The organism is Desulfosalsimonas propionicica (genome assembly GCF_013761005.1).
Lineage (GTDB): Bacteria > Desulfobacterota > Desulfobacteria > Desulfobacterales > Desulfosalsimonadaceae > Desulfosalsimonas > Desulfosalsimonas propionicica.
In genome coordinates this window covers 291,109-313,862 of record NZ_JACDUS010000001.1, presented here as the reverse complement: position 1 = coordinate 313,862, position 22,754 = coordinate 291,109, and the positions used below count along the sequence as shown (strand labels likewise).

Sequence of the window (22,754 nt, the reverse complement as noted above, 5' to 3'; positions counted from 1 at the left end):
CCCGGGCCGCCATGCCGGTTGTGCCGGTTAACCTTGTTTGTTTATTCCATAACTGCCGGATCAATATCCGGCAATTCGCTAATCAGCTCATTTTTGACCAGCAGCTGCCGGACACTGTTGCGGGCCTGTTGGGCCCGAAGGGTATAAACATGCTTTTTGCAGCCCATATATAAATCAAAAGCCGTCAACAGGGCTTTGTCAGCATGTTCGGCTATTTTGTCCATCCTGATTTTATCCGCCCCGGCCGCATTGCTTACGGCTTTGCCATCCCGGGCCATGATAGCCTTGATCTGCGGAATAAAACCAAGAGCTGCCGAAGGTGTCAGTTCTTGTATGGCCCTGACGCGGACCATGGGATCCAGAGCCTTGCGGGCGGCCTCGGGATCATAGGCGTCTGCTGCCAGAACTTCAAACAGATTTCTGATGCCATTTCTAAAGGCGGATCCCACCGGGTTGGCAAACGGGTCGGTGGTATCCTTGAAAAAACGGGCGGATTCATTGGGATAAGTGCTCATCAGCGCATCCAGCCACTGATCCATCCACTTTTCTTTTCTGGCGGAGACAATGTCCTGAGATTTTTCTTCCGGCATTTGCAAAATTCTCTTTTAACTTAAATTCAAATGAATTACGTAATTTAAAGGTGTTGACTATAGGCAAAACCCGCTATATTGTCAAGCAAATTCAGATCAACAAGGCACACGCAACCTGTTTTTGATCCGGCTTTTTTGCAATGGCCGGGCATAACAACGTCGCATACCGGGAACCATACAATATGGATATTGAAAAACAAGCCGCGCGGCTGGGCATGGATGAAGCCGAATACAAAGTGCTGCTCCGCCTTTTTGTTCAGACATCGGTGGCGGAACTATCGGATTTACAGGATTCAATAAAAGCCGGGGGCCTTGAAAAAGCAAAACACCTGCTCCACTCCTTTAAAGGCGCATCTGTTAACCTCGGATTCACGGAGTTGGCCGACCAAAGCTTTTATCTGCAAAACCTTGTTGATTCAGACCCGGGCCAGGCCACGGAATTGAGCCGAAAACTGATCCGGGAAATCCGGGATCTGGAAAAGTATTTCACCGCATCCCGGTAAAGTGCCGGCCATGGTTGGTAGGCCGGCCAATGGGTCTAAATGTCAAGCATGCTGACTTCCAGGGCGTTGTTCTGGATAAAATTGCGCCGCGGCTCCACCTCGTCTCCCATGAGGATGGTGAAAATATCGTCGGTATCCACGATGTTTTCCACATTTACCTGCAGAAGGGTCCGGGTTTCCGGATTCATGGTGGTGGCCCACAGCTGGTCCGGATTCATTTCCCCCAGACCCTTGTATCGCTGAATGGAAAGCCCTTTCTTGCCTTCCTCCATGAGGTAATGGATCAGGGCCTCCTTGGTTTTGACCACCACGGGTTCGGATTTTTTCCGATCTTCTTCGCCGGCCTGATAAATTTCAAATTCATCACCGTCATAGGGCTCAATCTCTTCATAAAGGGTCAGGGCCTTCTGATAATCTTTGGAATGCACCAGGCTGCGGCCAATTTTGACCGTGATCTGCTTTTTCTCGGATATGTCTGAAAACATCTGCTCCATTTCATCCGCCTGTTTGGGATACACCAGCAGTTCAAAGACATTTCGCTCCTCGTTCCATTCCGGCTCGCCCACGGTAAATCCCCCCTGTTCGAGGATGCTTCGCAGGTGTGCCACCCGGCCTTGATCCTGCATGTGGGTTTTGTCGGATATACCGGTGCGGATCATGGTTTCAACGAGTTCGGCATATATCCCGTGGCGCTGGAGGCGGCCGAGCATGGTCAGGTATTCGGCCATACTGGTAACCAGCAGATAAAACCGGTGGCCGGTCAATACCGCGTCCTCACTGCTCTGGATCCTGGCCTTGATGTATTTTTCATCACAGGCCCGCCGCAGGATGTTTTCGGTGTATTCCTTTTCATCCTTGAGGTAATTGTCCTTTTTGCCCCGGCTGAGTTTAAAAAGCGGGGGCTGGGCGATATACAAATACCCCTTTTCGATGAGTTCGGGCATCTGGCGGTAGAAAAAGGTTAGCAGCAGGGTGCGGATATGAGAGCCGTCCACATCAGCGTCTGTCATAATGATGATCTTGTGGTACTTGATTTTGCTGATGTCATATTCCTCGCTGCCGATGCCGGTTCCCAGGGCGGTGATCATGTTTTTGATCTCCTCGCTTCGCAGCAGCTTGTCAAACCGGGCCTTTTCCACATTTAAAATTTTGCCCTTCAGGGGCAGGATGGCCTGGGTTTTCCTGTCCCGGCCCTGTTTGGCGGATCCGCCTGCGGAATCGCCCTCCACGATGAACAATTCCCGGAGTTCCGGCCTGGATTCCTGACAATCGGCCAGTTTGCCCGGCAGGGTGGAGTCCAGCAGGCTTCCCTTGCTGCGGGCCATATCCCGGGCTCTTTTGGCCGCATCCCGGGCCCGGGCCGCATCCACGGCCTTGCCGATGATCTTTTTGGCAATGGAGGGGTTTTCTTCAAGGAATATGCTGAACTTTTCGTGGATCAGCGACTCCACGATACCCTTTACTTCACTGTTGCCCAGCTTTGTCTTGGTCTGGCCCTCAAACTGGGGCGACATGATGCGAACGCTGATCACCGCGGTCAGGCCCTCGCGCACGTCATCGCCGGTAATCTTCGCCTTGGCCTTTTTTCCCGCATCTGATGCCGCAACATACTGGTTCAGTGTCCTTGTCAGGCCGGTCTTAAACCCGATTAAGTGAAACCCGCCTTCTATGGTGTTGATGTTGTTGGCAAATGAGAAAATCTTCTCATTGTACGTGTCATTGTACTGGATGGCGATTTCCACCTGGATATCGCTTTTTTCGCCTTCCACGAAAATGGGTTCGTGAACCGCGGTGTGCCGGCGGTTGAGATATTCCACGAACTCGGCAATCCCGCCCTGGTAGCAGAATTCCTCTTTTTCATCGCCTCGCTCGTCTTCAAGGACAATTCTGATTCCCTTGTTTAAAAACGCCAGTTCCCGCAGCCTGCGGTTTAAGGTATTGTAATCAAATTCATCAGTGGTCAGAATTTGGGTATCCGGCTTGAACCGGATCAGGGTCCCGGTTTTTTCCGTATCCCCGATAACCTGGAGCTCAGAGGTTTTATCCCCGCCGCTGTAGCTCTGGTAATAGATTTTGCCTTCCTTGTAGACCCATACCTCCAGCACGGCAGACAGGGCGTTGACCACGGAAACCCCCACCCCGTGAAGGCCGCCGGAGACCTTGTAAGAGTCGTGGTCAAATTTGCCGCCGGCATGCAGCTTGGTGAGCACCACCTCAAGGGCGGGCATGTTTTCGGATTTGTGCATGCCCACGGGAATGCCCCGGCCGTTGTCCTCCACGCTGACGCTTTTGTCCGTGTGAACCGTCACCCATATGGTATCGCAATACCCGGCCATGGCTTCGTCAATGCTGTTGTCCACGATTTCATAAACCAGGTGATGCAGTCCCTGGAAATCAACATTTCCGATATACATTGAAGGCCGCATGCGCACTGCCTGCAGCCCTTTTAACACATTGATGCTGTTGTGATCGTAGGTATAATTGGGTTCTGTCATAGTCTTCTCATCTCTTGATGAGCCTGTAAAAAATCTTTTTTACCGCGCCCGCTGTTTTCGCAGGAAGGAAGCCCTGCGGTCGGGGTCGGTTTTTTTGCTCCTGACCGTTTTCGGGATTCAGCCAATGCCTTCGCTAAAATTTCAAAAACTCGGCCTTTCGGCCTCAAACAGTTTGAAATTTTGACACTCCGGCATTTGCTGAATTTTTCCCGAAAACGCTCAATGTCGCTTCAAAAACCGACCCCGACCTTGGACTTCCTTGGAAGTCTTTTTTACAGACAGTGTTAAGTTTTAAGTGATTAATTGTTAAGTAAAATCAAAAAGTTATTTTTAATCGGCTATCGATTCTATCAGTTTTAAGACTTTTTGCGTTTCCGTTTATATTTTGATGGACTCGTAAAAAGTCGATTTTCAGATGGCGCCGTAAAAAGTTCAAGATCAAGGCTTGCGCGATTTCGAAGAATGCAGCGTACTTATCCGTACGTGAAATTCTGAGAAATCGCGCGTAACGCAGATATTGAACTTTTTGCGGTGCCATCATATTTTCATCGGCATGATAATGTTTAAATACGACAGGTCATCTTCAGACCGGACAATGCACGGATGATCCTCGTCCTGGATATTGAGGCGAACCTTGTCTGTGCTGATAAAATTGAGCGCATCAATGAAATATCTGGGATTAAAAGCAATCTCCTGCTGGTGGCGGTCATATGCGATTTCCATGGATTCTTTGGATTCGCCCAGGGCGGCGTTGACCGTGCGCATGGTAATTTCATTGTTTTCCAGGTGAAAAACCACTCCCCGGTATTCTTCTGATGTGAGAATGGACATGCGTTTTAACATCATTAAAAGCAGATTGCGATCAAAAATAATATCATAAGCCGGATCCGGGGCCAGCAGCTCTTCATAGGCGGGAAACATCCCGTTTAACAATTTTACGCTGATGGTTTCGTTTTCCTTTTTTGCGATCAGGTAATTGTCCTTGATCCCCACCTGGACCCGGCCTTCTGCGGGCAGAAACCGGTTGAGCTCATTTAATCCCTTTTTGGGCACGATCACCGTGGGCCCGGGAGCAAAGCCGGAATCCGGATCGCACAGGTAATCCGCCTTGGCCAGTCTTCTGATATCTGTTGAAACCATGCGCAGCAGGTTGTCATTGCCCTGCTCGATGCGTTCCAGGTTCACGCCGATCAAATGCGCCCGTTTTTCATCTCCGCCAACACCCACAGCCACGGTTTTTTCTATCATTTTTTTAAGCTCCGGCGAGGCCATGGAAAAAAAACTGACTTCATCAATTTTCGGGGTCTCCGGAAACTCCTCAGGATCCATGCCCACAATATGATATTCCACGTTATCAGATGCGATTTCCACCCAGTTGTTTTCCATTTCCGACATACGGATGGCATCTGTGGGAAAATTTTTAACAATCTCGTTGAATTTTCTGGAATTAATGGTAACCGCCCCCTCAGCCTCCACTTCAGCCGGGAAAAAACCTTCAAATCCGGTTTCCAGGTCCGTGGCGGTTAATTCAACTCCGTTTTCCCTGGTTTGAAGCAAAACGTTTTCCGTGATGATCAGATTGGTTTTTCTTCCTGTAAGGCCCTGAATTTGGGATAATACATCGGCAATGGTGCTTTTGTGGATTGTGATTCGCATACAGGATCCTTATTTGTTTATTAATGAATGAATAAAGAAATAATAATATATATGGTTTGTCGAAAAATGGAATAACTTTTTAATTTATTGAATTTGTTTGAAAATTAATTAAATTTGAATTGTGAGAATTCTTTGATAAAAAGGTTGATAACTTCGGCATTGTAGAACCCGGCCAAAAAGCTGTTTAAAACTATTCGCTTGTTGACAAAATATCAATATCAAATTGTCAGCTTTCCATCAGCATGTCCGGTGCCAGCGTCGGGTTCAATAACAGAAATAATTGTATCAATTGTGACAGTTCAAATCCAGGGATAAAAAAAGAAATAATTGATGTACTGACACAAACCATGATATCTGTTTTATCTCCGTGCCGGGGGTATGTTGCATGGCCCGGAATGGATTGTCTATGCAGCACAACGGGCTGCTTTCCGAATAATAAAAGGAGTATGTTTGCATATGCGTCGTTTGGGCCGCTGGATTCTGGCTTTAACGAAATGGGCCGTTATTTTACTGCTGATCTGCGGAGTTATGTCCGTTTTTGCCGCAGCGGGAACATATATTTATTTCAGCCGCGATCTTCCGAAAATTTCCTCCCTGGAAGATTATCAGCCATCCGTGGTAACCACGTTTTATTCAGAAGATGACCGCAAGATTGCTGAATTTTACAAGCAGCGCCGGATCGTGGTGAAATTGTCCGAAATGCCGAAACACCTGATCCAGGCGTTTGTGGCCACGGAAGACGCCCGTTTCTATGAGCATGAGGGAATTGATTTATACAGCATCATGCGTGCGTTTTTCAAAAACCTGGAAGCCGGCACCATTGTTCAGGGCGGCAGCACCATTACCCAGCAGGTGGCCAAATCCTTTTTTCTGACCCCGGAGCGCAGCTATACCCGTAAGCTCAAGGAAGCGATTCTGGCATACCGGATAGACCGGCATTTCACCAAGGATGAAATCCTGTTTTTGTATCTCAATCAGATTTATCTCGGCCACGGGGCCTACGGGGTGGAGGCGGCGGCCCAGAATTATTTCGCCAAATCCGCAGAAGAGCTGACCATCGGGGAATCGGCCATGCTCGCCGGCCTGCCCCGGGCACCGAGCTGGTATTCGCCCCATCGTCATTTTGAACGCGCCCGGCAGCGGCAGATTTATGTTTTAAACCGCATGGTTTCAGAAAATTTTATCACCAATTCCGAGGCCTCAGAGGCCATGAATACCAATGTGACCATTGAAAAACGGCCCAACTGGTTCCAGGAAACGGTTCCATATTATACAGAGCACGTGCGCCGGATTGTAAAGGAACAATATGGTGAAAAACTGCTTTATACCGGTGGACTCAGAGTTTATACGGCCGTTGATATTGAAATGCAGGAACAAGCGCGAAAATCCGTTGAAAAAGGTTTGCGGGATTTAGACAAACGCCAGGGATACCGGGGCCCTGTTCGTCATATTTCCAGAAAAGAGATTGAAGCCTTCAGCCGCAAACTCCAGGAGGATATAGAGGATCAGGCGCTTCACGAGGACCTGATCGTTCAGGGCGTTGTGGTGGACGTGGATGATAAAAAAAACAAGACCACTGTCCGGATCGGAAAAAATGTCGGCGTGATTCCGTTGGAAAAAATGCGATGGGCAAGAAAACCCGACCCGGAAGTGGCCCCGGGGGTCATCCGGGTGCAGAGACCCGGTCAGGTCCTGCGGGTGGGTGATGTGATTCGCGTCCGCCTGGAATCCTGGGACGGGAAAAATCAGCAGTGGAATCTGTCACTGGAACAGACACCCAGGGCACAGGCAGCCCTTATTTGCATGGAATCCGATAATGCTCATGTCAGGGCCATGGTCGGCGGCCGCAAATTTTCCGAAAGCCAGTTTAACCGGGCCACCCAGTCCCGCCGGCAGCCGGGTTCGGCTTTCAAACCCGTTGTCTATGCTGCGGCCCTGGATAAGGGATATACCCCGGCCACGGTGATTGCCGATACATCCATTGTCTTTACCGATGATGAGAGGGATTTTACATGGAAGCCGGACAACTATGACAATACCTTTCATGGTTTCACTCTGCTGCGCGATGGCCTGATCCATTCCAGAAACGTCGTTACCGTAAAAATCATGCAGGATATCGGCGTGGATTACGTGATCGATTATGCCCGAAAACTCGGAATCGAATCCCAATTGGACCGCAATCTTTCAACGGCTTTGGGATCTTCGGGTGTATCGCTTCTGGAACTGGTGCGCGCCTACGGGGTGTTTGCCAACCAGGGAATCCGGCAGGAGCTGGTTTTTATCCGCCGGATCGAGGACCGAAACGGCAATGTGATCTATGAAGCTCCGGAAGAAAAAGAATCTGTGATTGATAAAAGCACGGCTTATATCATCACCCACTTGCTTGAAAAAGTGGTCACCGAAGGCACCGGATGGCGAATCAAGGCCCTGAAACGGCCGGTGGCCGGAAAGACCGGCACCACCAACAATCTCTATGATGCCTGGTTCATGGGATATACACCAAGATTTGTCACAGGCGTATGGGTGGGTCATGACCAGGAAAAATCCCTTGGGAAAAATGAAACCGGCTCCAGGGCCGCTAGTCCCATTTGGCTTGATTACATGCAGCAAATCCTGGAAGGCCGGACTGAGCGGGTATTTCCGGTTCCGGACAATGTTGTTTTTGCCAAAATCGACGCCAAAACCGGCCTGCTGCCCAACGAGGATTCAGAAAAGGTTATTGACATGTGCTTCAAGGAAGGGACAGTGCCCGAGCGCCGCACCAAGACCGAGGATGAAATCGCGGATACAGATGACTTTTTCAAAAAGGGAATCCAATAAAATTGATGGCACCGTAATAGTTCAATATCTGCGTTACGCGCGATTCCTCAGAATTTTACGTACGGATAAGTACGCCGCATTCTTCGGCAATCGCGCAAGCCTTGATCTTGAACTTTTACGGCGCCATCAATGCGACGCGCAAACCATCCCCGGGCCGGCGTGGGTTTTTAAAACGGCATTGAACGTTTAGGTTTTTTTCTCCGCTTTTTTTCCTGTCAGTTGCTGGTAAAATTCGATTACATCGGTGTTAAAGCGCCCGGGCTGGTCCATGTAGGCCGCGTGCTGGGCTTTTTCATATATCCGTGGGGTTATGCCCAAAAGTCGGCCCAGACGCTTGATTTCATCGCGATAGACCACGTTGTCATTTTCCCCGTAAATCAGGCGGACCCGGGCGGAGATCTGGGGGTAGCGGGCTGCCAGTTCCGCCTGGAGACTCATGACCGGCGCCACGAGCATCAGTCCCCCGGCCGGCCGGGCCACGCAGTGTTTTAACGCAATATAGCCGCCCAAACTGGCGCCGATCAACAGGGAGTCATGGGAAGCCATACTGTCAACAATTGCCGTGTTTTGCTCCGGATTTCCGGATCGGGGCGTGCATTCGCTTCTGTGCCCGTAGGGCATGTCAACGGCGCTGAAAGCAATGTTTTTCTGTTCCAGCAGGCGCAGCAGACCGATGTCATTCCATACATCGCTGGTATACATGTAACCGTGGAGCAGCACAATGCAGGGGCGCCTGCCGCTGCCGGAAATGACGCGGCATTCAAAACCGTTTATTTTGACTGTTTCTTCTTTCATTTTCCTGTCGTTATCCCTTTGCCCGGGTCATTGCGTTGCCCCGGTATATGGCCCAACCCGGGGCGATGATCAGGCTCTTTTATATACCGGATTTCTTAAATTTCAATAAAAATCACACCATGTTTCAAACCGGTACATCAACAGGTCCGGGAATGTATAATTATTGCAAACAGGGGCGTTTCATGCCAAAACAATAAAACCTCAATTTAGGTAAAAATCATGCCCATGGCCGAATTAAGGGAGTCTTTATTTGATGGCCCGAAACCCCGGAATATCGAAATTTTATTTTGATCAGCGGGATTATCACCTGCTCCATATTGTCAACGGGATTGTCACGGGGCAGCGGTCACGCTTTGAAATCCAGCGCCAGTTTTTTCATTATTTTCATCCCCGGGGAATCAAGGAAATGGCTGAATCCCGGGGTCTGCGGATCGCATATGCGGTGATTCATCTGCTCCAGTCCCTGGAATCGGCAGAGGCCGGACATCGTTTAAAAGCGCTTCGGGCCCTGCGCGACGAGGTGATGTGCAGCACCAGCCAGGAGCTGCAGATGAACACCGCCCGGGTGCTCATAGAAATCATGAAGGAACTGGTCCGGGCCTGTGAAAATTATCCGCGCCAGCTGGAGCTGGCACATCATTTCCGACTGGCCGCATCGGGCAAACCCCGGATTGTGCGCTATTTTTTAAAGCAATACCGGCTGCTGGAAATGCCCGAGGCATGGAATCACCTGGCTTTTGACGACCATGTACATGACGCCTTTACCAAGGGCCGCAAGTCGCCCACCCATCTGATCATGGATGCCTGGATCAAGGGGGTGCGGCGGCTCCGGGTGATTCATTACAACTACATCCGACCGGAAACCGCGGCAGAGCTCATGGAGGCCGCCGATGCCATGGGTATCATGATCCGCATCGGTATTGAGTTTTTTGCCTCTTTTCACAACCGCCATGCCCAGATTATCTGGGTTCCCCGGGGTTTTGCCGATTCCGGGGATTTTTTGCGCTTTCTGGAAAAAAGCGAAGTGCGAAATCTCATGGAGGAGGGGCGCAGTGTCTCCGAATACCAGCGCGGCCAGGTCATCGACATTCTTCATGCCTTTAACCGGACTCACCGGCATACGATAAATTCTGAATTCGGCCTGGAAATGGCGCCCCTGAATCCCGAAGCGTTCATGGCGTTTGTGGGCTTTGGCCAGGCCTCCCTGCTGCACCTGGCCAAATATATCCACCTGCTGCTGCTGCCCCGGATGCAGGAGCGGGTGGCGGAATTGCGCGGCGAGTACGCGGATGCAGACGAGGAAAAGCGCCGGAACATAGAGGCCCTGGCGGACCGGATGAATCGCATGGATGCAGATGATATCCACCATCGGTTTCTGACCCCGGGACGCAATCCTGGGGCCGGCGGCAGCGGAGATGATGCCCCGGCCCTGATGCAGCTTTCACCGTGTGAGCTGGTGGACCGGCTGTCCCGGTTGCATTCGGCATACCGCATTACCCTGAATTTAAGCAACATGAAGGTCGAAGACGTCCTTGAGCTGCTTTATGAATGCCGGGGCCGGATATCCCGGCTGGAGATCTTTAACCTAAAGGATTTTGCCGACTGCAAGGTTGATCATATTCCCGATATTGATCGGCTGCAGCAAAGCATCAACAATGCCAATGTCATCCAGCTCAAACGCCTGATCCTTGAAATCATATCCCGGCTCCGGGAGACAAATGATTCCCTGGCCCTGATGCGCATCCAGAAATTTAACTGGATACTGGCCGACATGGAATCACTGATGGGCATGTACCGGGTCCGGCCTCTGAAATCAAGGATCGGAAGCGATTCCACAGGGCATTCCCGCAGGCTGCCGGGCATGGGACTGGCCGTGCTGGATACCCTTCCCAAAAGGGCTCAGCGGGAAGTGCGCAAAGACGAGGCCGGCGCATATATGGTGATTCCCTTTTACGTGCAGACCTTTTTCCGGCTGATTTACGGCCAGGCGGCAAAAGCCGGGACCCTGCTGTCCCTGCTGATGTCTGTGATCCGTGCAATTCCGGGCCTGGCTCTGGCCGGACGTCTGCACCACAGGGATTGGTTTGCCAGGGAGGAAACCACGAAAATGTCGGATTGCGGCAATATCGTGACCTTAAGCGGCTTTTCCACTGAGGCCAACAACGGGCTCTATATCAAAAAGCCGCCCGGACCCGGGAAAAAACCACGTCTGCACCGGTTTGAATACCTGCGGACCCATTTCAAAAACAGCCTCAAGGTGATTTTCGGTTTTGTGCCGGCTTTTCTGACCTTTTACCTCACCCATGACTGGTGGGTGCTGGCATGTTTCGGGGCGTTTATCTGGTTTGGGATCACTGGGCTGCGCAATATACTCCAGTCGGTCATGGCCGGCGGCGGGCTGCGGCGATCACCGCTTCTGCAGTGGAATGATTACATCAGCTGGGACCGGATCACGGATTCTTTAATGTATACCGGGTTTTCAGTGCCCCTGTTGGATTACCTGGTCAAAACCCTGATGTTAAACCAGGGTCTGGGTATTACCACCGCAACCCATCCGGTCATGCTCTATTCAGTGATGGCCCTTGTCAACGGGCTTTACCTGACCAGTCATAACCTGTTTCGCGGACTTCCCAGGGAAGCCGCATTTGCCAATTTTTTCCGCTCGGTGATCTCTATACCCGTAGCCTTCGGGTTAAGTGAACTGCTCGGGGGCGTGCTCGGCCTTGCCGGTGTGGTGCAGGTGGACATGATTCTGCAAAGCTGGGCCGCGGTCATTTCCAAGACCGCTTCGGATTTTGTGGCCGCGCTGATCGAAGGGGCCGTGGACCGGGCCAAAAACATTGAAAACCGGATGAACGACTACCGGCAGAAACTCCGGCAGTTTCTGGACTGCTACGCCCGGGCGGAAATGCTGTTTCCAGAATCCGAGGTGCTGGATCTGCTGGAGCGCCCCCGGGAGCTTCTGCACTCCGAGGACGAGGAATCCCGGCGCCTGATCCAGGTTTTGATCATAAACGCCCTGGACCTGCTTTATTTCTGGATGTATCAACCCAGGGCACGCACGGCTTTTGGCAATTTTGTCCGGGATCTGTCCGAAGAAGAGCGCCATGTGTTTATCCAGGCCCAGAGCGTGCTGAAAATGGAGAGGGAAATCAGTCAGATGTTTATCGACGGCATCCTTGGCCAGTATTTTTCCAAACCCCTGGCATTTTATCTGGACAGCTCAGGCGAATATCTGAAAAACATCGGCAAATTCCGGGATTGAGGCACCGGAATCTGTTTTGACAAATAAGCGGCATTGCTGTAAATTGTTCTCCGGATGACCGGAATCGGGCATCTGATTTATCCTAAAGCAAAGGCTTCTATCTTACAGACACGGCAGGAGATGCAGATGAGCAGGCAACAATCCGGCGCAAAGGGCTTGCGGCAGAGCCTTTCTGAATATGATGCCAAGCAGTTCTTAAAACCTTTTGGCGTACCCGTGGTGGAAGAGACCGTTGCTGCCGGGGCCGGCCAGGCCGCAGAGGCCGCGGCCCGGATCGGCTTTCCCGTGGTTTTAAAAGCCCTTGGAAGCACGCTTTTGCACAAGACCGAGGCGGGCCTGGTACACATGAACCTATTCGATGAAACCGCTGTGAAACGTGCCGCAGAAGAGATTGCCGGCCAGGCCGGCGCGGCCCTGGAAGGTTTCCTGGTTCAGCCCCAGGTTTCGGCCAAACGGGAGTTTGTTGCCGGCATGTTTCGGGATCCGGAATACGGGCCGGTGGTCATGTTCGGGCTTGGCGGTATTTTCACCGAGGCTTTCTCCGATGTGGTTTTCCGGCTTGCGCCCCTGAGTGCAGAAGATGCCCGGGATATGATTGATGAAATCCGCTCCCGTGCGCTTCTGGATTCGTTCCGGGGAGAAGCGGCCGCAGACCTGGCCATGCTGGTCAGCACCCTCACCGGTATTTCCCGGGCGGCCCTGGAATACCCGGATGTGGCTGAAATTGATATCAACCCCCTGCTGATCACCCAAGACGGCACCGTGGTGGCCGTCGATGCCCTGGTGGTCAAGGCCCCGATCGCGGAGGGCAAAAAATTTCTTCCGGCCGTGGATCCCTCTGTTCTGGGCGCGTTGTTCCATCCCCGGTCTGTTGCCTTTGTGGGTGCATCCGCCGAGCTTGGCAAATGGGGCTATACCCTGCTGACCAATGCCATCGGCGGCGGCTATAAAGGTGATATTTATCTTGTCAATCCCAGGGGCGGAAAGATTGCCGGCCGAACGGTTTATAAGCGTGTTACCGATATTCCCGGGCAGGTGGACGTGGCCGTGGTGACCATCCCGGCCGCAAAAGTACCCGATTTGATCCCGGAGTTTCAGCAAAAAGGGATTTCTTACATGCTGCTGATTGCTTCGGGATTTGCTGAAACCGGTGAAGAAGGGGCCCGGTCCGAAAGACAGCTCGTGGAACAGGCCCGCAAAGCCGGCATTTATCTCATCGGGCCCAATACCATGGGCATCTGCAATCCCCATATTTCGTTTTACTGCACCGGCAGTCACGTGCGGCCGGAAGACGGATCGGTTAGCATGGTGGCCCAGTCCGGCAACATGGGCAACCAGCTGCTGGCGTTTGCCGAATTGCAGGGCGTGGGTATCCGGGCTTTCTGCGGATCCGGAAACGAGGGCATGATCACCATCGAGGATTACCTGGATGCATTTGAGGTCGATTCCCTGACGAAAACGGTGATGCTTTACGTGGAAAGTGTTAAAAACGGCCGGCGGTTTTATGAAAGCGCCCGCCGGGTGGGACGCAAAAAACCCATTGTTTTGCTCAAGGGTGGGCAGACCGCGGCCGGAACAAAGGCGGCTTCAAGCCACACCGGGGCAATGGCCTCCGATACCCGGGTGTTTAATGCCGTTTGCCGACAGGCCGGCATCGTCAAGGTGGACAAGCCGCTGGACCTGCTGGATCTGTCTGCCGCGTTTTCCTCCCTGCCCCTTCCCCGGGGCAGCCGGGTGGCCATCATGACCCTGGGCGGGGGCTGGGGTGTGGTGGCCGCCGACCTTTGTGAGCACTACGGCCTTCAGGTGCCGGAGCTGCCCGGAGATCTGATCCGCGAAATTGACCATGTGCTGCCCCCCTACTGGAGCCGGGCCAATCCCGTGGATCTGGTGGGAGAAAACGATGAGCAGCTGCCCGTGAAAGTCATTGAGCTTCTGGCCAATTGGGACGGTTGTGATGCGGTGATCAATCTCGGCATTGTGGGCCGGCGCCACATGCTGTCAAGAATGGTAGCTTCCGTGCAGACCGCGGATCCGGACTGCCCCGAGGATTTCATGGAATCCATGCTCGCGTCCCTGGATGATTTTGAGACCCGTTACATCGCCCATATCGCGGACTTGATGGAATCCTGCCAAAAGCCGATTCTGGGCGTGAACATGCTGCGCGATGAAAAGGACAAAACCGTCTACACCTTTGAGGGCCGCCAGTACAAAGGATTGTTTTACCCCACGCCGGAGCAGGCAGTGAAATCTTTGGCCAAGCTATGCGAATATCAGCGTTTCCGCAAAAAAGAAAACCGCCAGTCCCCGAAAGCGCAGTGAACTAAAAACCAAGTCTTATTTCATGGGTGTTTAAGTCCGGGTCCGGGCGGATTTCAAATTTTTCCACTTCCGGATAGCGCGTATGGAGTTTTTTCAGATTGGATTTGGAAAGCCCCTGCATCCGGCTGATGCTTCCGGGGTGCACGTTGAGTACAACGGTATCCGGAAGCTCTTTGGCGGCATCCAGCAGGTTTGCGGCATGGTCATACATCAAAGAGGCAAACACCATATGGCCGAAAGCCGGGTGATAGGGCCCGGCCAGAATGGCACCCGGCGTATCCAGGCCCTCTGATGCCTGAAGGCCCATCCGAATCACATTGATTCCGGAATGGTTAAAAATTTGAAACAGTTTTTTGGCGCGCAAAACACCGGCTTCCAGGTCCAGGGGGGCAAACCGGCCGGCCCGGTAATCAGCGGCCAGGGGGCTTTTGTTTAGCACCACAAGCGGATAAATGCGGACAAAATCCGGCTCCAGGGCAGCCACGGCCCGGGCCGTATCCAGGCTCGATGCCTCGTCCTCCCCGGGCAGGCCGGTCATGATCTGGCAGCCCAGGGTATATCCGGCGGTTTTCAGTCTTTGGGCCGCAAGCCGGGTATCTGCAGCGCTGTGGCCCCGCTTTACTCTTTCCAGTACCCTGTCATCCATGGACTGCACCCCGAGTTCCACGGTGGTCACCGGGTAGTTGGACATGATTTCAAGACGTTTTTTGTCAATGGTATCCGGCCGGGTGGAAAACCGGATGCCGTTGATTTTTCCCGAGGAAACAAAACCGGCTGCCGTATCCAGCAGCCTTCGGATGTCCGCAAACTCAAGACCCAGAAAATTGCCTCCGAAAAAGGAAATTTCTGTAAAACCCCGGCTGGTGCGCTTAAATTTGAGGTATTGTCTTGTTGTGCGGGTGATTTCGGTTTCATCCGGCAGCACGGCGGCGGCTCCGGTCACAAAATTCTGGTTGCAGAACCGGCACCTGTGTGCGCATCCCTTGTGGGGAATAAATACCGGGATGACAAAATGTTTGGCTCTCCGGCCGATCACATCCATTATTCCGGTTCTGAGGTCAGGCGCGCATAGGCTTTTTGGGCCGCATCCTGTTCAGCCCCTTTTTTGTTTTTGCCCGTTCCGTAGACCCGAATGCCGCTGACCGAAAGCGCCACTCGAAAGGTCTTGTCATGATCGGGTCCGCTTTCTTCGATGATTTCATAGGCCGGCATGTCCTGGTGCCGGCCCTGGACATATTCCTGCAGCAGGCTTTTGAAATCATAGGTGGGTTCTTTTTCCTCAATGGCATCGAGAAACACGGCAAAATGCCGGGAAATCACCTCAAAGACCCGGGCAAAACCGCCGTCTATATAGACTGCGGCAACCAGGGCCTCAAAGGCGTCAGCCAGGATGGAGAATTTCTGCTGGCCGTGGGAGCGCTGCTCGCCTTTTCCCAGCTGAAGGTATCGACCCAGACCGATGTTTTTGGCGGCTGCGGCCAGTCGGTTTTCATTGACCAGCCCGGCACGCACCCGGGATAAATCCCCTTCGGCCAGTCCGGGAAAACGATCCATTAACAGATGGCTGACAATGAGGTTGAGTACGGCATCGCCCAGAAACTCCAGCCGTTCATTGTCTTCCATGGGGCCGTTTTGCTCGTGCACAAAGGATCTGTGCCGCAGGGCGGTGGCCAGGGTCTGCCGGCTGGCAAAACGGTATTCAAGGGATGTTTCGAGTTCCGAAAAATCAGGGGTATGCATGATGCCTGTCTATCCGGTGGAAGTCCGCTCCGTCAGGGCGCGGCAAAGCCGGACAAACAGCTCATAAGGAACGTGTAAATTTCCAGCTCCTTTGCCCATGCGGATTTCCGGGTTAATGTCTCCGTGAAAATCGCTGCCGCCGGTGAGCAAAAGACCATATTTTTCTGCAAGCGCCTCAAAGGCAGCCGTTTGCGCCGGGCTATGGCCGCTGTAATATGCTTCCAGGCCGTCAAGACCCATGGCCGTAAGAGCGGCAACCAGTTTTTCAAGCTCTCCCCCGGGTTTAAAAACCAGCAGCCCGGGATGGGCCAGCACGGCCACGCCGCCGCTTTGGTGGATGTGGAAAATGGCTTCCTCCGGATTGATCCGGAACCTGTCCACATAAGCGGGCTGTCCTTTGGCCAGAAAGCGGTCAAAGGCATCGTCAATTGAGGCGGCATAGCCCTTTTTCACCATGTGGGCGGCGATGTGGGGGCGTGCGATTTCGTCTTTTCGGGCTTCGGCGGCAATGTCGGCCATGTGCATATCAATGCCCAGATCCGCAAGTTTTTCAAGTATACGGGGATTTCTCCGGACCCGCGATTGTTGCTGTTTTTCAAGCAACTCGGCCAGCGGCTGATTGTACGGATCAAATCCGTAGCCCAGAAGATGCATGCTGCCGGCTGCATTAAAGCCCGGGGGAAATTCAGCGCTGATTTCCACGCCGGAAATAAACGCCGGTCCTTGTGAACGCCTGATCTCCAGGGCGGTCTTGACTCCCGCTACTGTGTCATGGTCTGTGATGGAAATGGCGGCAAGACCGCATGCCGCAGCCTGGGAAAGGATTTGCGCAGGCGCAAGGCTTCCGTCCGAAGCATTGGAATGAATATGTAAGTCGATTTTCCCGGATTTACAATCCAACTTTATAATCCAAGGGCTTTTTCCTGAGCTTCCTCTTTGGTTTTGCACTCAATGCACAAAGTGGTCACCGGACGAACCTTCAGCCGCTTGGTATCGATATCCTCCCCGCATCTTTCGCAGATGCCGAAAGTGCCGTCTTCGATCCGCTCCAGGGCTTTTTTGACCTTTTTAATCAGTTTATGCTCCCGATCCCGGATACGCAGCTCAAAGTTTCGCTCCGCTTCATAGGCGGCCCGGTCCGTGGGGTCCGGAAAATTGCCTTTGGAATCGTGCATATCCGAAACCGTGTCCTCGGCTTGGGCCAGCAGATCCTCAAGTCGTTGAGTTAGCAAATCTTTAAAATAATCAATATCTTTTTGATCCATAGGAGCTTCCTTAACCTGACAATCGCGTTTTCATGCCAATGCTTCCCGACAGCAAAGCGCATTTTACAAGAAATGTTTTCCTTAACACAACCGTTTTTCAAAAGTAAAGAAAAAATCAGCAGGCCGTATTACTCATCTTCCAGGTTAAAGACGTTGCGGATCAGGTCGATATACAAGGATTTGTCCCGGTGCGAGCCGGGATTTTTGAGAAATTGCATGGGGTCATGGAGGATTTTTTTGATCACGGCTTCATTCATTCTTTCCAGCGCATCAATGTCGTCCTGGCTGAGATGGTCCAGAAAATGGAGGGTCTTGTTGAGTTCAGCGGCGAATATGGTTGACAGTTTGCTTTGCAGGTCCTTGATTGTGGGGACCACGTCAAGGCTGTCATACCACTGCTGAAACCGGAGAGCGGCTTCGTCGATGATGCGTTCGGCCCTGGCGGATTCGTTTTTTCTGGATTCCATGTTTTCTTCAATCACCCCTTGCAGTTCGTCAATGTCATAGACGTATGCATTGTTGAGCCGGTTGATGGCCGGATCCACATCCCGGGGAACGGCAATGTCGATGAAAAACAGGGGTCTGTTTTTTCTTTTGCGCATCACCGGGCGTACCTGATCCCGTGTGAGCACGTAATCGGAAGCGCCCGTGGAGCTGATAATGATATCTGCGGATTCCAGTGTTTCGCTGATTTCCTCAAAGTCAATGGCTTTGCCGGAAAAGCGCCGGGCCAGCTCCACGCCAACCGAAAAGGTTCGGTTGGCCACGTATAGCGCTCCCGTGGACCGGGACCGGTTTAAGTGCTCCACGGCCAGTTCCGCCATTTCCCCGGCGCCCACCAGCAGCACGGTCTTGTCCTCTAACCGGCCGAAAATCTTGCGGGCCAGTTCCACGGCCGCGTAACTGATCGAAACGGCCCGGTCGCCGATACCGGTTTCGCTGCGGATGCGCTTGGCCACGGAAAATGCCTTGTGCAGAAGACGGTTTAAGATCACTCCCGTGGCCCTGGATTCCACCGCGGTTTTGTAGGCGGCCTTGACCTGGCCGAGAATCTGCGGCTCTCCCACCACCATGGAATCAAGGCTGGATGCCACCCGGAACAGGTGGCGCACTGCCTCGGCACCGGTGTAAGTGTACATGGACTGCCGCAGCCGGGCTACGTTCACATCCCGGCTGCGGGCGATGTGGGCCTCCACCCGCTGAATAGCGGATTGGGGATCATGGGCGGTCAGAAGCATTTCCACGCGGTTGCAGGTGGAAAGAATTATAATTTCGCGGATTTCCGGGTGATCTTTGAGTTCCTGGATTGTGCTGCGGCTCTCCTCCGTGGAAAAAGCCAGGCATTCCCGCAGTTCCACGGGAGCGGAGGTGTGGCTGATGCCGGCAATGACGATTTCCGGCAACTGCTCCTTTCCGGGAAACTTCCGGGTTTCAGCAGAAGGGCTACCACCGGGTAAATTCATTGTGATGCCCCTCCAGCAGTAAATTGACGCCCAAAAAGGTAAAAAGCATGGCAGCAAACCCGATAATGGCGAAAATGGCCGCCTTTCGTCCCCGCATGCCGGCCACCAGCCGTTCATGGAGAAGGGCGGCATAGATAAGCCAGGTAATGCCGGACCAGACCTCCTTGGGATCCCAGCTCCAGAAACGCCCCCACACGGAATGGGCATAGACAAATCCGGTGATCAATCCCACGGTCAGGGCGGTAAAGCCGATGATGATAAACTGATATCCCGTGTTGTCCAGCAGTTCCAGGGAGGGCAGGCGCCTGAAGAAAAACCGGTGTTTTTTGAACTTGATGTTGCGCTCCTGGATCAAATACAGCACACCTGCGGCACAGGCCAGGGCCAGACAGGCCTCGCCGATAAAAATGACCACCACGTGGACAATGAGCCAGAACCCGGTCAAAGATGTTTCGATGTCAGCGGCGGTATCCGGGACAAAAAAGGCAGCTGCCGCCACCAGGGTAATCAGGGGGGCGGCAAATACGCCAAGGATTTTCAGGCGGCTTTTCCACCACAGCACCAGAAAAACAAAAGCCAGGGTCCATGCGGCAAACCACAGGGTTTCGTGAAGGTTGCGCACGGGTATCGTCCCTGCCCGCAAAACCGCTTCTGCCAGCAGCAGTGTGTGGATGACAAACCCGGCGGTGACCAATGCGTAGGCCAGTTGATTGTAGCCGTTTTTCTGCCGGAACAAAAATCCGGCATATGCGGCGGATCCGGTCAGATAGCAGCAAATGGCCGGAAGCAGTGCATAATTCATCTATCCCTCATTACAGGCACCTGCCTGGTGTTGGCCGGTCAGCGCCGGGGTCCTTGTTCCTGCTGACGGCAGCCGGTTTCCAGAAGCGCGTCATAATCAAAATCGTCTCCCAGCACTTCATGGAGCAGCCGGTTGATGGCTTGTTTGTCCCTGTTGTGGATCATGTCGAGCAGGCCGTTGTCAATGAGTTTTTCAAACAGGGGCTTGTGCGCCTCGGGTGCGTGCTCGGCTGCCAGCAATTTTTCCCGGATGGCGCCCATGAGCCCGAGAAATGTGGTATATTCCTCTCCGAACTGCTTTTCAAGCTGTTTTCGCAAATGCTTTGCAAAAGCCGGGCTTTTACCCGAGGTGGAAACGGCAATGGACAGATCGCCCCGGCGAACCACTGCCGGCAGGATGAAACTGCAGGCATCGGGCACATCCGCGATGTTGCACAAAATATTGCGGATGTGGGCGTCTGCGCTGACCTGGCGGTTTAATGCCGCATCGTTGGTGGCGCCGATGACCAGAAATTTGTCATCCAGATCCGATGTCTGGTAGGATCGCCGGATCATGCGCAGGGGCAGGGATTGATCGATTTGCTGAAAATCCGAATGAAATTCCGGGCTGACAACGGTCACAATGGCCCCGCAGTCCAGCAGGCCGCTGACTTTGCGCAGGGCCACGGCGCCGCCGCCCACAACCAGGCATTTCCGGTTTTGAATATCAATGTAAACAGGATAATATTTTTCCATATTTCATTTCTTTTTAAGGGGATGCGTCGGTTTTTGGTTTTTGGCACTGGTCAAATACCGCGTTGATCCGCTCAAGGATCCATTGTTGAACCGTATCTTTTTCCAGATTTTGAAGATTTTCCCTTACGGTTTCCAGAGGGATTTCAGCCCTGGCCATGCTTTTGTGACCGCCTGCGGTGCCGAACCGGCCGAACTGCTTTGCAGCCACCCCGCCTGCATCCTTTCGAAGCCCGTCGTTTCGCAGTATGATAATCAGGCGCCCCTCGCAGAGCCCGGAGACAATGCTCCAGGTCACGGTATTGACCCGCATGAAAAAATCAGCGATCAACACGCATATGTCCGGGGTTTCCACGTTTCCCAGGTGCACGCAGATGCGGTCGTCTGCCACTGTTTTTTCCGATATGGCCTGCTTGAAATAATCCAGAAAACCCATGCGCAGGTCCACCTGCTCAATTCGCCGGGCCAGGTGGATGTTGGCGTGCCGGAACAAAAACTGAAACGCCTGGATATCGGCATTGGTGGCCATGCGTTCGAAATTGTTGGTATCTGTCTTGATCCCGTGGAACAAAGCCGTGGCAAGCTTGTCCGAAGGCTTGATCTTGGCGGTTTTCAGGTATTCGGTCATGATGCTGGCCGTGGCGCCGTATTCGGGCCGGACATCCCTAAACGGGGCATCATAGCTGTCGGGTTCGTGATGGTCGATGATTACGTTGAACTTAAACTCCCGGAAGCTTTCGTTGTGAGAGGGCTGGGAGTCGAGCAGCACCACCTTGTTGAATTCGTTCGGGGTAATCTTGGTGACGTGGATGAGGGTGACGTCCAGCAGCCGGATCATGGCCATGTTATCGGGCCGGGTGATGGTATTGATATTCGACAGGGTCAGCCGGGTGACCCTGCGCCACAATATTCGCTTCAGGGCCATGGCGCTGGCGATGGCATCCGGGTCCGCATTGATTAATACCAGTACATGGTCAGAGCCGGAAAACTGCTCCATCAAGTGTTGAAGTTTCTGGGCTGTCGACAAAGTCATAATGAGTCGTCCTGTGCGGGCCAACCGCTGCAAAATCGCTTTTTTGGGGAATTCAAATAAAAAAGCGTGTACACCGACACGCCGCGTTCGCCCTTGCCAGGTCTTTTTTGCACAAATGGCAGATCACATCGGGTTTCTGCTTTTTTGGATCACGCCGTGGCACCGGCGCGAAAGCCCTTTTTTCGCAAGGGTTTGCCGGCCCTTGATTTGCTAAAACAATATGCAGAATCCAACGGGTTGTCAAGAGGGCAAATTTGATTGAAAACTCAGGGGGCTATGAAAGATGAACCGTTTCTGCGGGCAATTGGTGTTGAAACGCCATGGGTTTTGTTGTATAAAACCGTCTAAGATTGATGTTCTTGATAGTATAGTGCCCGAATGAAAACCAGGATTTTTCGTCAAGGTCAAGGACGGCGAAGATTTTAACCGCAGGAATACTCGACGTATTTTGAGGATTAAAATTTGAGCCGGACGCAGAGATTGGCGGAAAAGACGGTTTTCGTTCAGGCACTAGTATATGAGTTATGCTCTAGGCAAACGCCACCCAGGCTCATCCGGGTGGCGTTTTTTTATTGGAGGCGGGCAAATCATGGCCGGACTGCTGGTAATTGACAATTATGATTCCTTTACCCACAACCTGGTGCAGATGTTTATGTGCTATGACCTGGAAATTTCCGTTTTCCGGGCCGACTGCATCACTGTTGAGCAGATCGCGGCTCTCAGGCCCGATTACCTGCTTATCAGCCCGGGCCCCCGGGCCCCGGAGCAGGCCGGCGTCAGCGTGGATGCCATCCGGTCTTTTGCCGGCCGGATTCCGGTGCTGGGCGTATGTCTGGGCATGCAGTGCATCAACGCGGCCTTCGGAGGAAATACCCTCCGGGCACCCGTGCCCGTGCATGGAAAGACCAGCCGCATATTTCATGACCGCACGGGCCTGTTTGAACATATGGCGTCCCCGTTTACCGCAACCCGGTATCACTCCCTGGTCATTGACGGCCGGGGCCGGGGCCTGAAGACCTGCGCATGGACCCGCACCGGCGTGATCATGGGCATTGCCGATCAGGGGCGGCGGCTTTTTGGTGTGCAGTTTCATCCTGAGAGTTTTATGACACAAAGCGGATTTGCCCTTGTGGAAAATTTTCTTTCCCAGGGGCCGCTCAACCTCCGGGAGCACAGGAAATGATGATGGCGCTGTAAAAAGTCCAATATCAGCGTTACGCGCGATTTCTCAGAATTTCACGTACGGATAAGTACGCTGCATTCTTCGAAATCGC

Annotated in this window: 17 protein-coding genes; 5 read left to right on the top strand and 12 right to left on the bottom strand. The window is 52.9% G+C overall.

The window, feature by feature from the left end; all coding sequences use genetic code 11:
• Positions 1–41: 41 nt before the first annotated feature.
• Positions 42–590: an RsbRD N-terminal domain-containing protein gene (locus HNR65_RS01370; protein ID WP_181549650.1), complete on the bottom strand. Its 549-nt coding sequence runs from the start codon at positions 588–590 to the stop codon at positions 42–44.
• 182 nt (positions 591–772) lie between these two features.
• On the opposite strand from HNR65_RS01370, the gene HNR65_RS01365 reads away from it, so the two are divergent.
• A complete protein-coding gene (locus tag HNR65_RS01365) occupies positions 773–1,093 on the top strand; it encodes an Hpt domain-containing protein (protein WP_181549649.1) in 321 nt (106 codons plus the stop codon).
• A 35-nt stretch (positions 1,094–1,128) separates the two neighbouring features.
• Here the strand turns inward: HNR65_RS01365 and gyrB are convergent, their stop codons facing one another.
• Together gyrB and dnaN are read right to left on the bottom strand one after the other, a co-directional pair.
• Positions 1,129–3,588 carry a DNA topoisomerase (ATP-hydrolyzing) subunit B gene (gyrB, locus tag HNR65_RS01360; RefSeq protein ID WP_181549648.1) on the bottom strand — a complete coding sequence of 820 codons (2,460 nt, stop codon included), beginning with the start codon at positions 3,586–3,588 and terminating at the stop codon, positions 1,129–1,131.
• A gap of 537 nt (positions 3,589–4,125) precedes the next feature.
• The gene (dnaN, locus tag HNR65_RS01355; RefSeq protein WP_181549647.1) at positions 4,126–5,244 is read right to left on the bottom strand and encodes a DNA polymerase III subunit beta; all 1,119 of its coding nucleotides are present in this window, start codon (positions 5,242–5,244) and stop codon (positions 4,126–4,128) included.
• A gap of 456 nt (positions 5,245–5,700) precedes the next feature.
• On the opposite strand from dnaN, the gene HNR65_RS01350 reads away from it, so the two are divergent.
• Positions 5,701–8,064: a penicillin-binding protein 1A gene (locus tag HNR65_RS01350; protein ID WP_181549646.1), complete on the top strand. Its 2,364-nt coding sequence runs from the start codon at positions 5,701–5,703 to the stop codon at positions 8,062–8,064.
• Between the two features lie 186 nt (positions 8,065–8,250).
• Here HNR65_RS01350 and HNR65_RS01345 read toward each other — a convergent pair whose 3' ends face one another.
• Positions 8,251–8,859, bottom strand: a complete 609-nt coding sequence (locus HNR65_RS01345) for an alpha/beta fold hydrolase (protein ID WP_181549645.1) — start codon at positions 8,857–8,859, stop codon at positions 8,251–8,253.
• A 253-nt stretch (positions 8,860–9,112) separates the two neighbouring features.
• Between HNR65_RS01345 and HNR65_RS01340 the strand changes: the two genes are divergently transcribed.
• Together HNR65_RS01340 and HNR65_RS01335 are read left to right on the top strand one after the other, a co-directional pair.
• Positions 9,113–12,124, top strand: coding sequence for a hypothetical protein (locus tag HNR65_RS01340; RefSeq protein WP_181549644.1), 3,012 nt, complete (start codon positions 9,113–9,115; stop codon positions 12,122–12,124).
• 126 nt (positions 12,125–12,250) lie between these two features.
• Positions 12,251–14,446, top strand: coding sequence for an acetate--CoA ligase family protein (locus HNR65_RS01335; protein WP_232364605.1), 2,196 nt, complete (start codon positions 12,251–12,253; stop codon positions 14,444–14,446).
• Between the two features lies 1 nt (position 14,447).
• Here the strand turns inward: HNR65_RS01335 and HNR65_RS01330 are convergent, their stop codons facing one another.
• The 8 genes from HNR65_RS01330 to HNR65_RS01295 all read right to left on the bottom strand — a co-directional run bounded on the left by HNR65_RS01330 (position 14,448) and on the right by HNR65_RS01295 (position 21,480).
• Complete coding sequence (locus HNR65_RS01330; protein ID WP_181549642.1) at positions 14,448–15,482, bottom strand: elongator complex protein 3; 1,035 nt, start codon at positions 15,480–15,482, stop codon at positions 14,448–14,450.
• Between the two features lie 5 nt (positions 15,483–15,487).
• Positions 15,488–16,186 carry a ribonuclease III gene (gene rnc / locus HNR65_RS01325; RefSeq protein ID WP_181549641.1) on the bottom strand — a complete coding sequence of 233 codons (699 nt, stop codon included), beginning with the start codon at positions 16,184–16,186 and terminating at the stop codon, positions 15,488–15,490.
• A 9-nt stretch (positions 16,187–16,195) separates the two neighbouring features.
• Positions 16,196–17,086 (bottom strand): PHP domain-containing protein, encoded by an 891-nt coding sequence (locus tag HNR65_RS01320; RefSeq protein WP_181549640.1) that lies wholly within the window; start codon positions 17,084–17,086, stop codon positions 16,196–16,198.
• A gap of 2 nt (positions 17,087–17,088) precedes the next feature.
• Positions 17,089–17,451 carry an RNA polymerase-binding protein DksA gene (dksA, locus tag HNR65_RS01315; protein WP_181549639.1) on the bottom strand — a complete coding sequence of 121 codons (363 nt, stop codon included), beginning with the start codon at positions 17,449–17,451 and terminating at the stop codon, positions 17,089–17,091.
• A gap of 128 nt (positions 17,452–17,579) precedes the next feature.
• Positions 17,580–18,914 carry a glutamyl-tRNA reductase gene (hemA, locus tag HNR65_RS01310; protein WP_232364603.1) on the bottom strand — a complete coding sequence of 445 codons (1,335 nt, stop codon included), beginning with the start codon at positions 18,912–18,914 and terminating at the stop codon, positions 17,580–17,582.
• Positions 18,895–19,716 (bottom strand): c-type cytochrome biogenesis protein CcsB, encoded by an 822-nt coding sequence (gene ccsB, locus HNR65_RS01305; RefSeq protein ID WP_181549638.1) that lies wholly within the window; start codon positions 19,714–19,716, stop codon positions 18,895–18,897. Before ccsB ends, hemA begins: the two co-directional genes overlap by 20 nt.
• A 38-nt stretch (positions 19,717–19,754) precedes the next feature.
• Positions 19,755–20,450: a precorrin-2 dehydrogenase/sirohydrochlorin ferrochelatase family protein gene (locus HNR65_RS01300; RefSeq protein ID WP_181549637.1), complete on the bottom strand. Its 696-nt coding sequence runs from the start codon at positions 20,448–20,450 to the stop codon at positions 19,755–19,757.
• 13 nt (positions 20,451–20,463) lie between these two features.
• The gene (locus HNR65_RS01295; protein ID WP_181549636.1) at positions 20,464–21,480 is read right to left on the bottom strand and encodes a DHH family phosphoesterase; all 1,017 of its coding nucleotides are present in this window, start codon (positions 21,478–21,480) and stop codon (positions 20,464–20,466) included.
• 589 nt (positions 21,481–22,069) lie between these two features.
• Here HNR65_RS01295 and HNR65_RS01290 point away from each other — a divergent pair.
• Positions 22,070–22,663 (top strand): anthranilate synthase component II, encoded by a 594-nt coding sequence (locus HNR65_RS01290; protein WP_181549635.1) that lies wholly within the window; start codon positions 22,070–22,072, stop codon positions 22,661–22,663.
• The last annotated feature ends 91 nt before the right edge of the window (positions 22,664–22,754 follow it).

Bases quoted from the DNA above. Each gene is read 5' to 3' on its own strand.
- HNR65_RS01295 (WP_181549636.1), bottom strand. From the start codon at position 21,480: ATGACTTTGTCGACAGCCCAGAAACTTCAACACTTGATGGAGCAGTTT.
- HNR65_RS01345 (WP_181549645.1), bottom strand. From the start codon at position 8,859: ATGAAAGAAGAAACAGTCAAAATAAACGGTTTTGAATGCCGCGTCATT.
- HNR65_RS01335 (WP_232364605.1), top strand. From the start codon at position 12,251: ATGAGCAGGCAACAATCCGGCGCAAAGGGCTTGCGGCAGAGCCTTTCT.
- HNR65_RS01340 (WP_181549644.1), top strand. From the start codon at position 9,113: ATGGCCCGAAACCCCGGAATATCGAAATTTTATTTTGATCAGCGGGAT.
- HNR65_RS01290 (WP_181549635.1), top strand. From the start codon at position 22,070: ATGGCCGGACTGCTGGTAATTGACAATTATGATTCCTTTACCCACAAC.
- rnc (WP_181549641.1), bottom strand. From the start codon at position 16,186: ATGCATACCCCTGATTTTTCGGAACTCGAAACATCCCTTGAATACCGT.
- dnaN (WP_181549647.1), bottom strand. From the start codon at position 5,244: ATGCGAATCACAATCCACAAAAGCACCATTGCCGATGTATTATCCCAA.
- HNR65_RS01350 (WP_181549646.1), top strand. From the start codon at position 5,701: ATGCGTCGTTTGGGCCGCTGGATTCTGGCTTTAACGAAATGGGCCGTT.
- HNR65_RS01370 (WP_181549650.1), bottom strand. From the start codon at position 590: ATGCCGGAAGAAAAATCTCAGGACATTGTCTCCGCCAGAAAAGAAAAG.
- hemA (WP_232364603.1), bottom strand. From the start codon at position 18,914: ATGAATTTACCCGGTGGTAGCCCTTCTGCTGAAACCCGGAAGTTTCCC.
- ccsB (WP_181549638.1), bottom strand. From the start codon at position 19,716: ATGAATTATGCACTGCTTCCGGCCATTTGCTGCTATCTGACCGGATCC.
- HNR65_RS01365 (WP_181549649.1), top strand. From the start codon at position 773: ATGGATATTGAAAAACAAGCCGCGCGGCTGGGCATGGATGAAGCCGAA.
- dksA (WP_181549639.1), bottom strand. From the start codon at position 17,451: ATGGATCAAAAAGATATTGATTATTTTAAAGATTTGCTAACTCAACGA.
- HNR65_RS01300 (WP_181549637.1), bottom strand. From the start codon at position 20,450: ATGGAAAAATATTATCCTGTTTACATTGATATTCAAAACCGGAAATGC.
- gyrB (WP_181549648.1), bottom strand. From the start codon at position 3,588: ATGACAGAACCCAATTATACCTACGATCACAACAGCATCAATGTGTTA.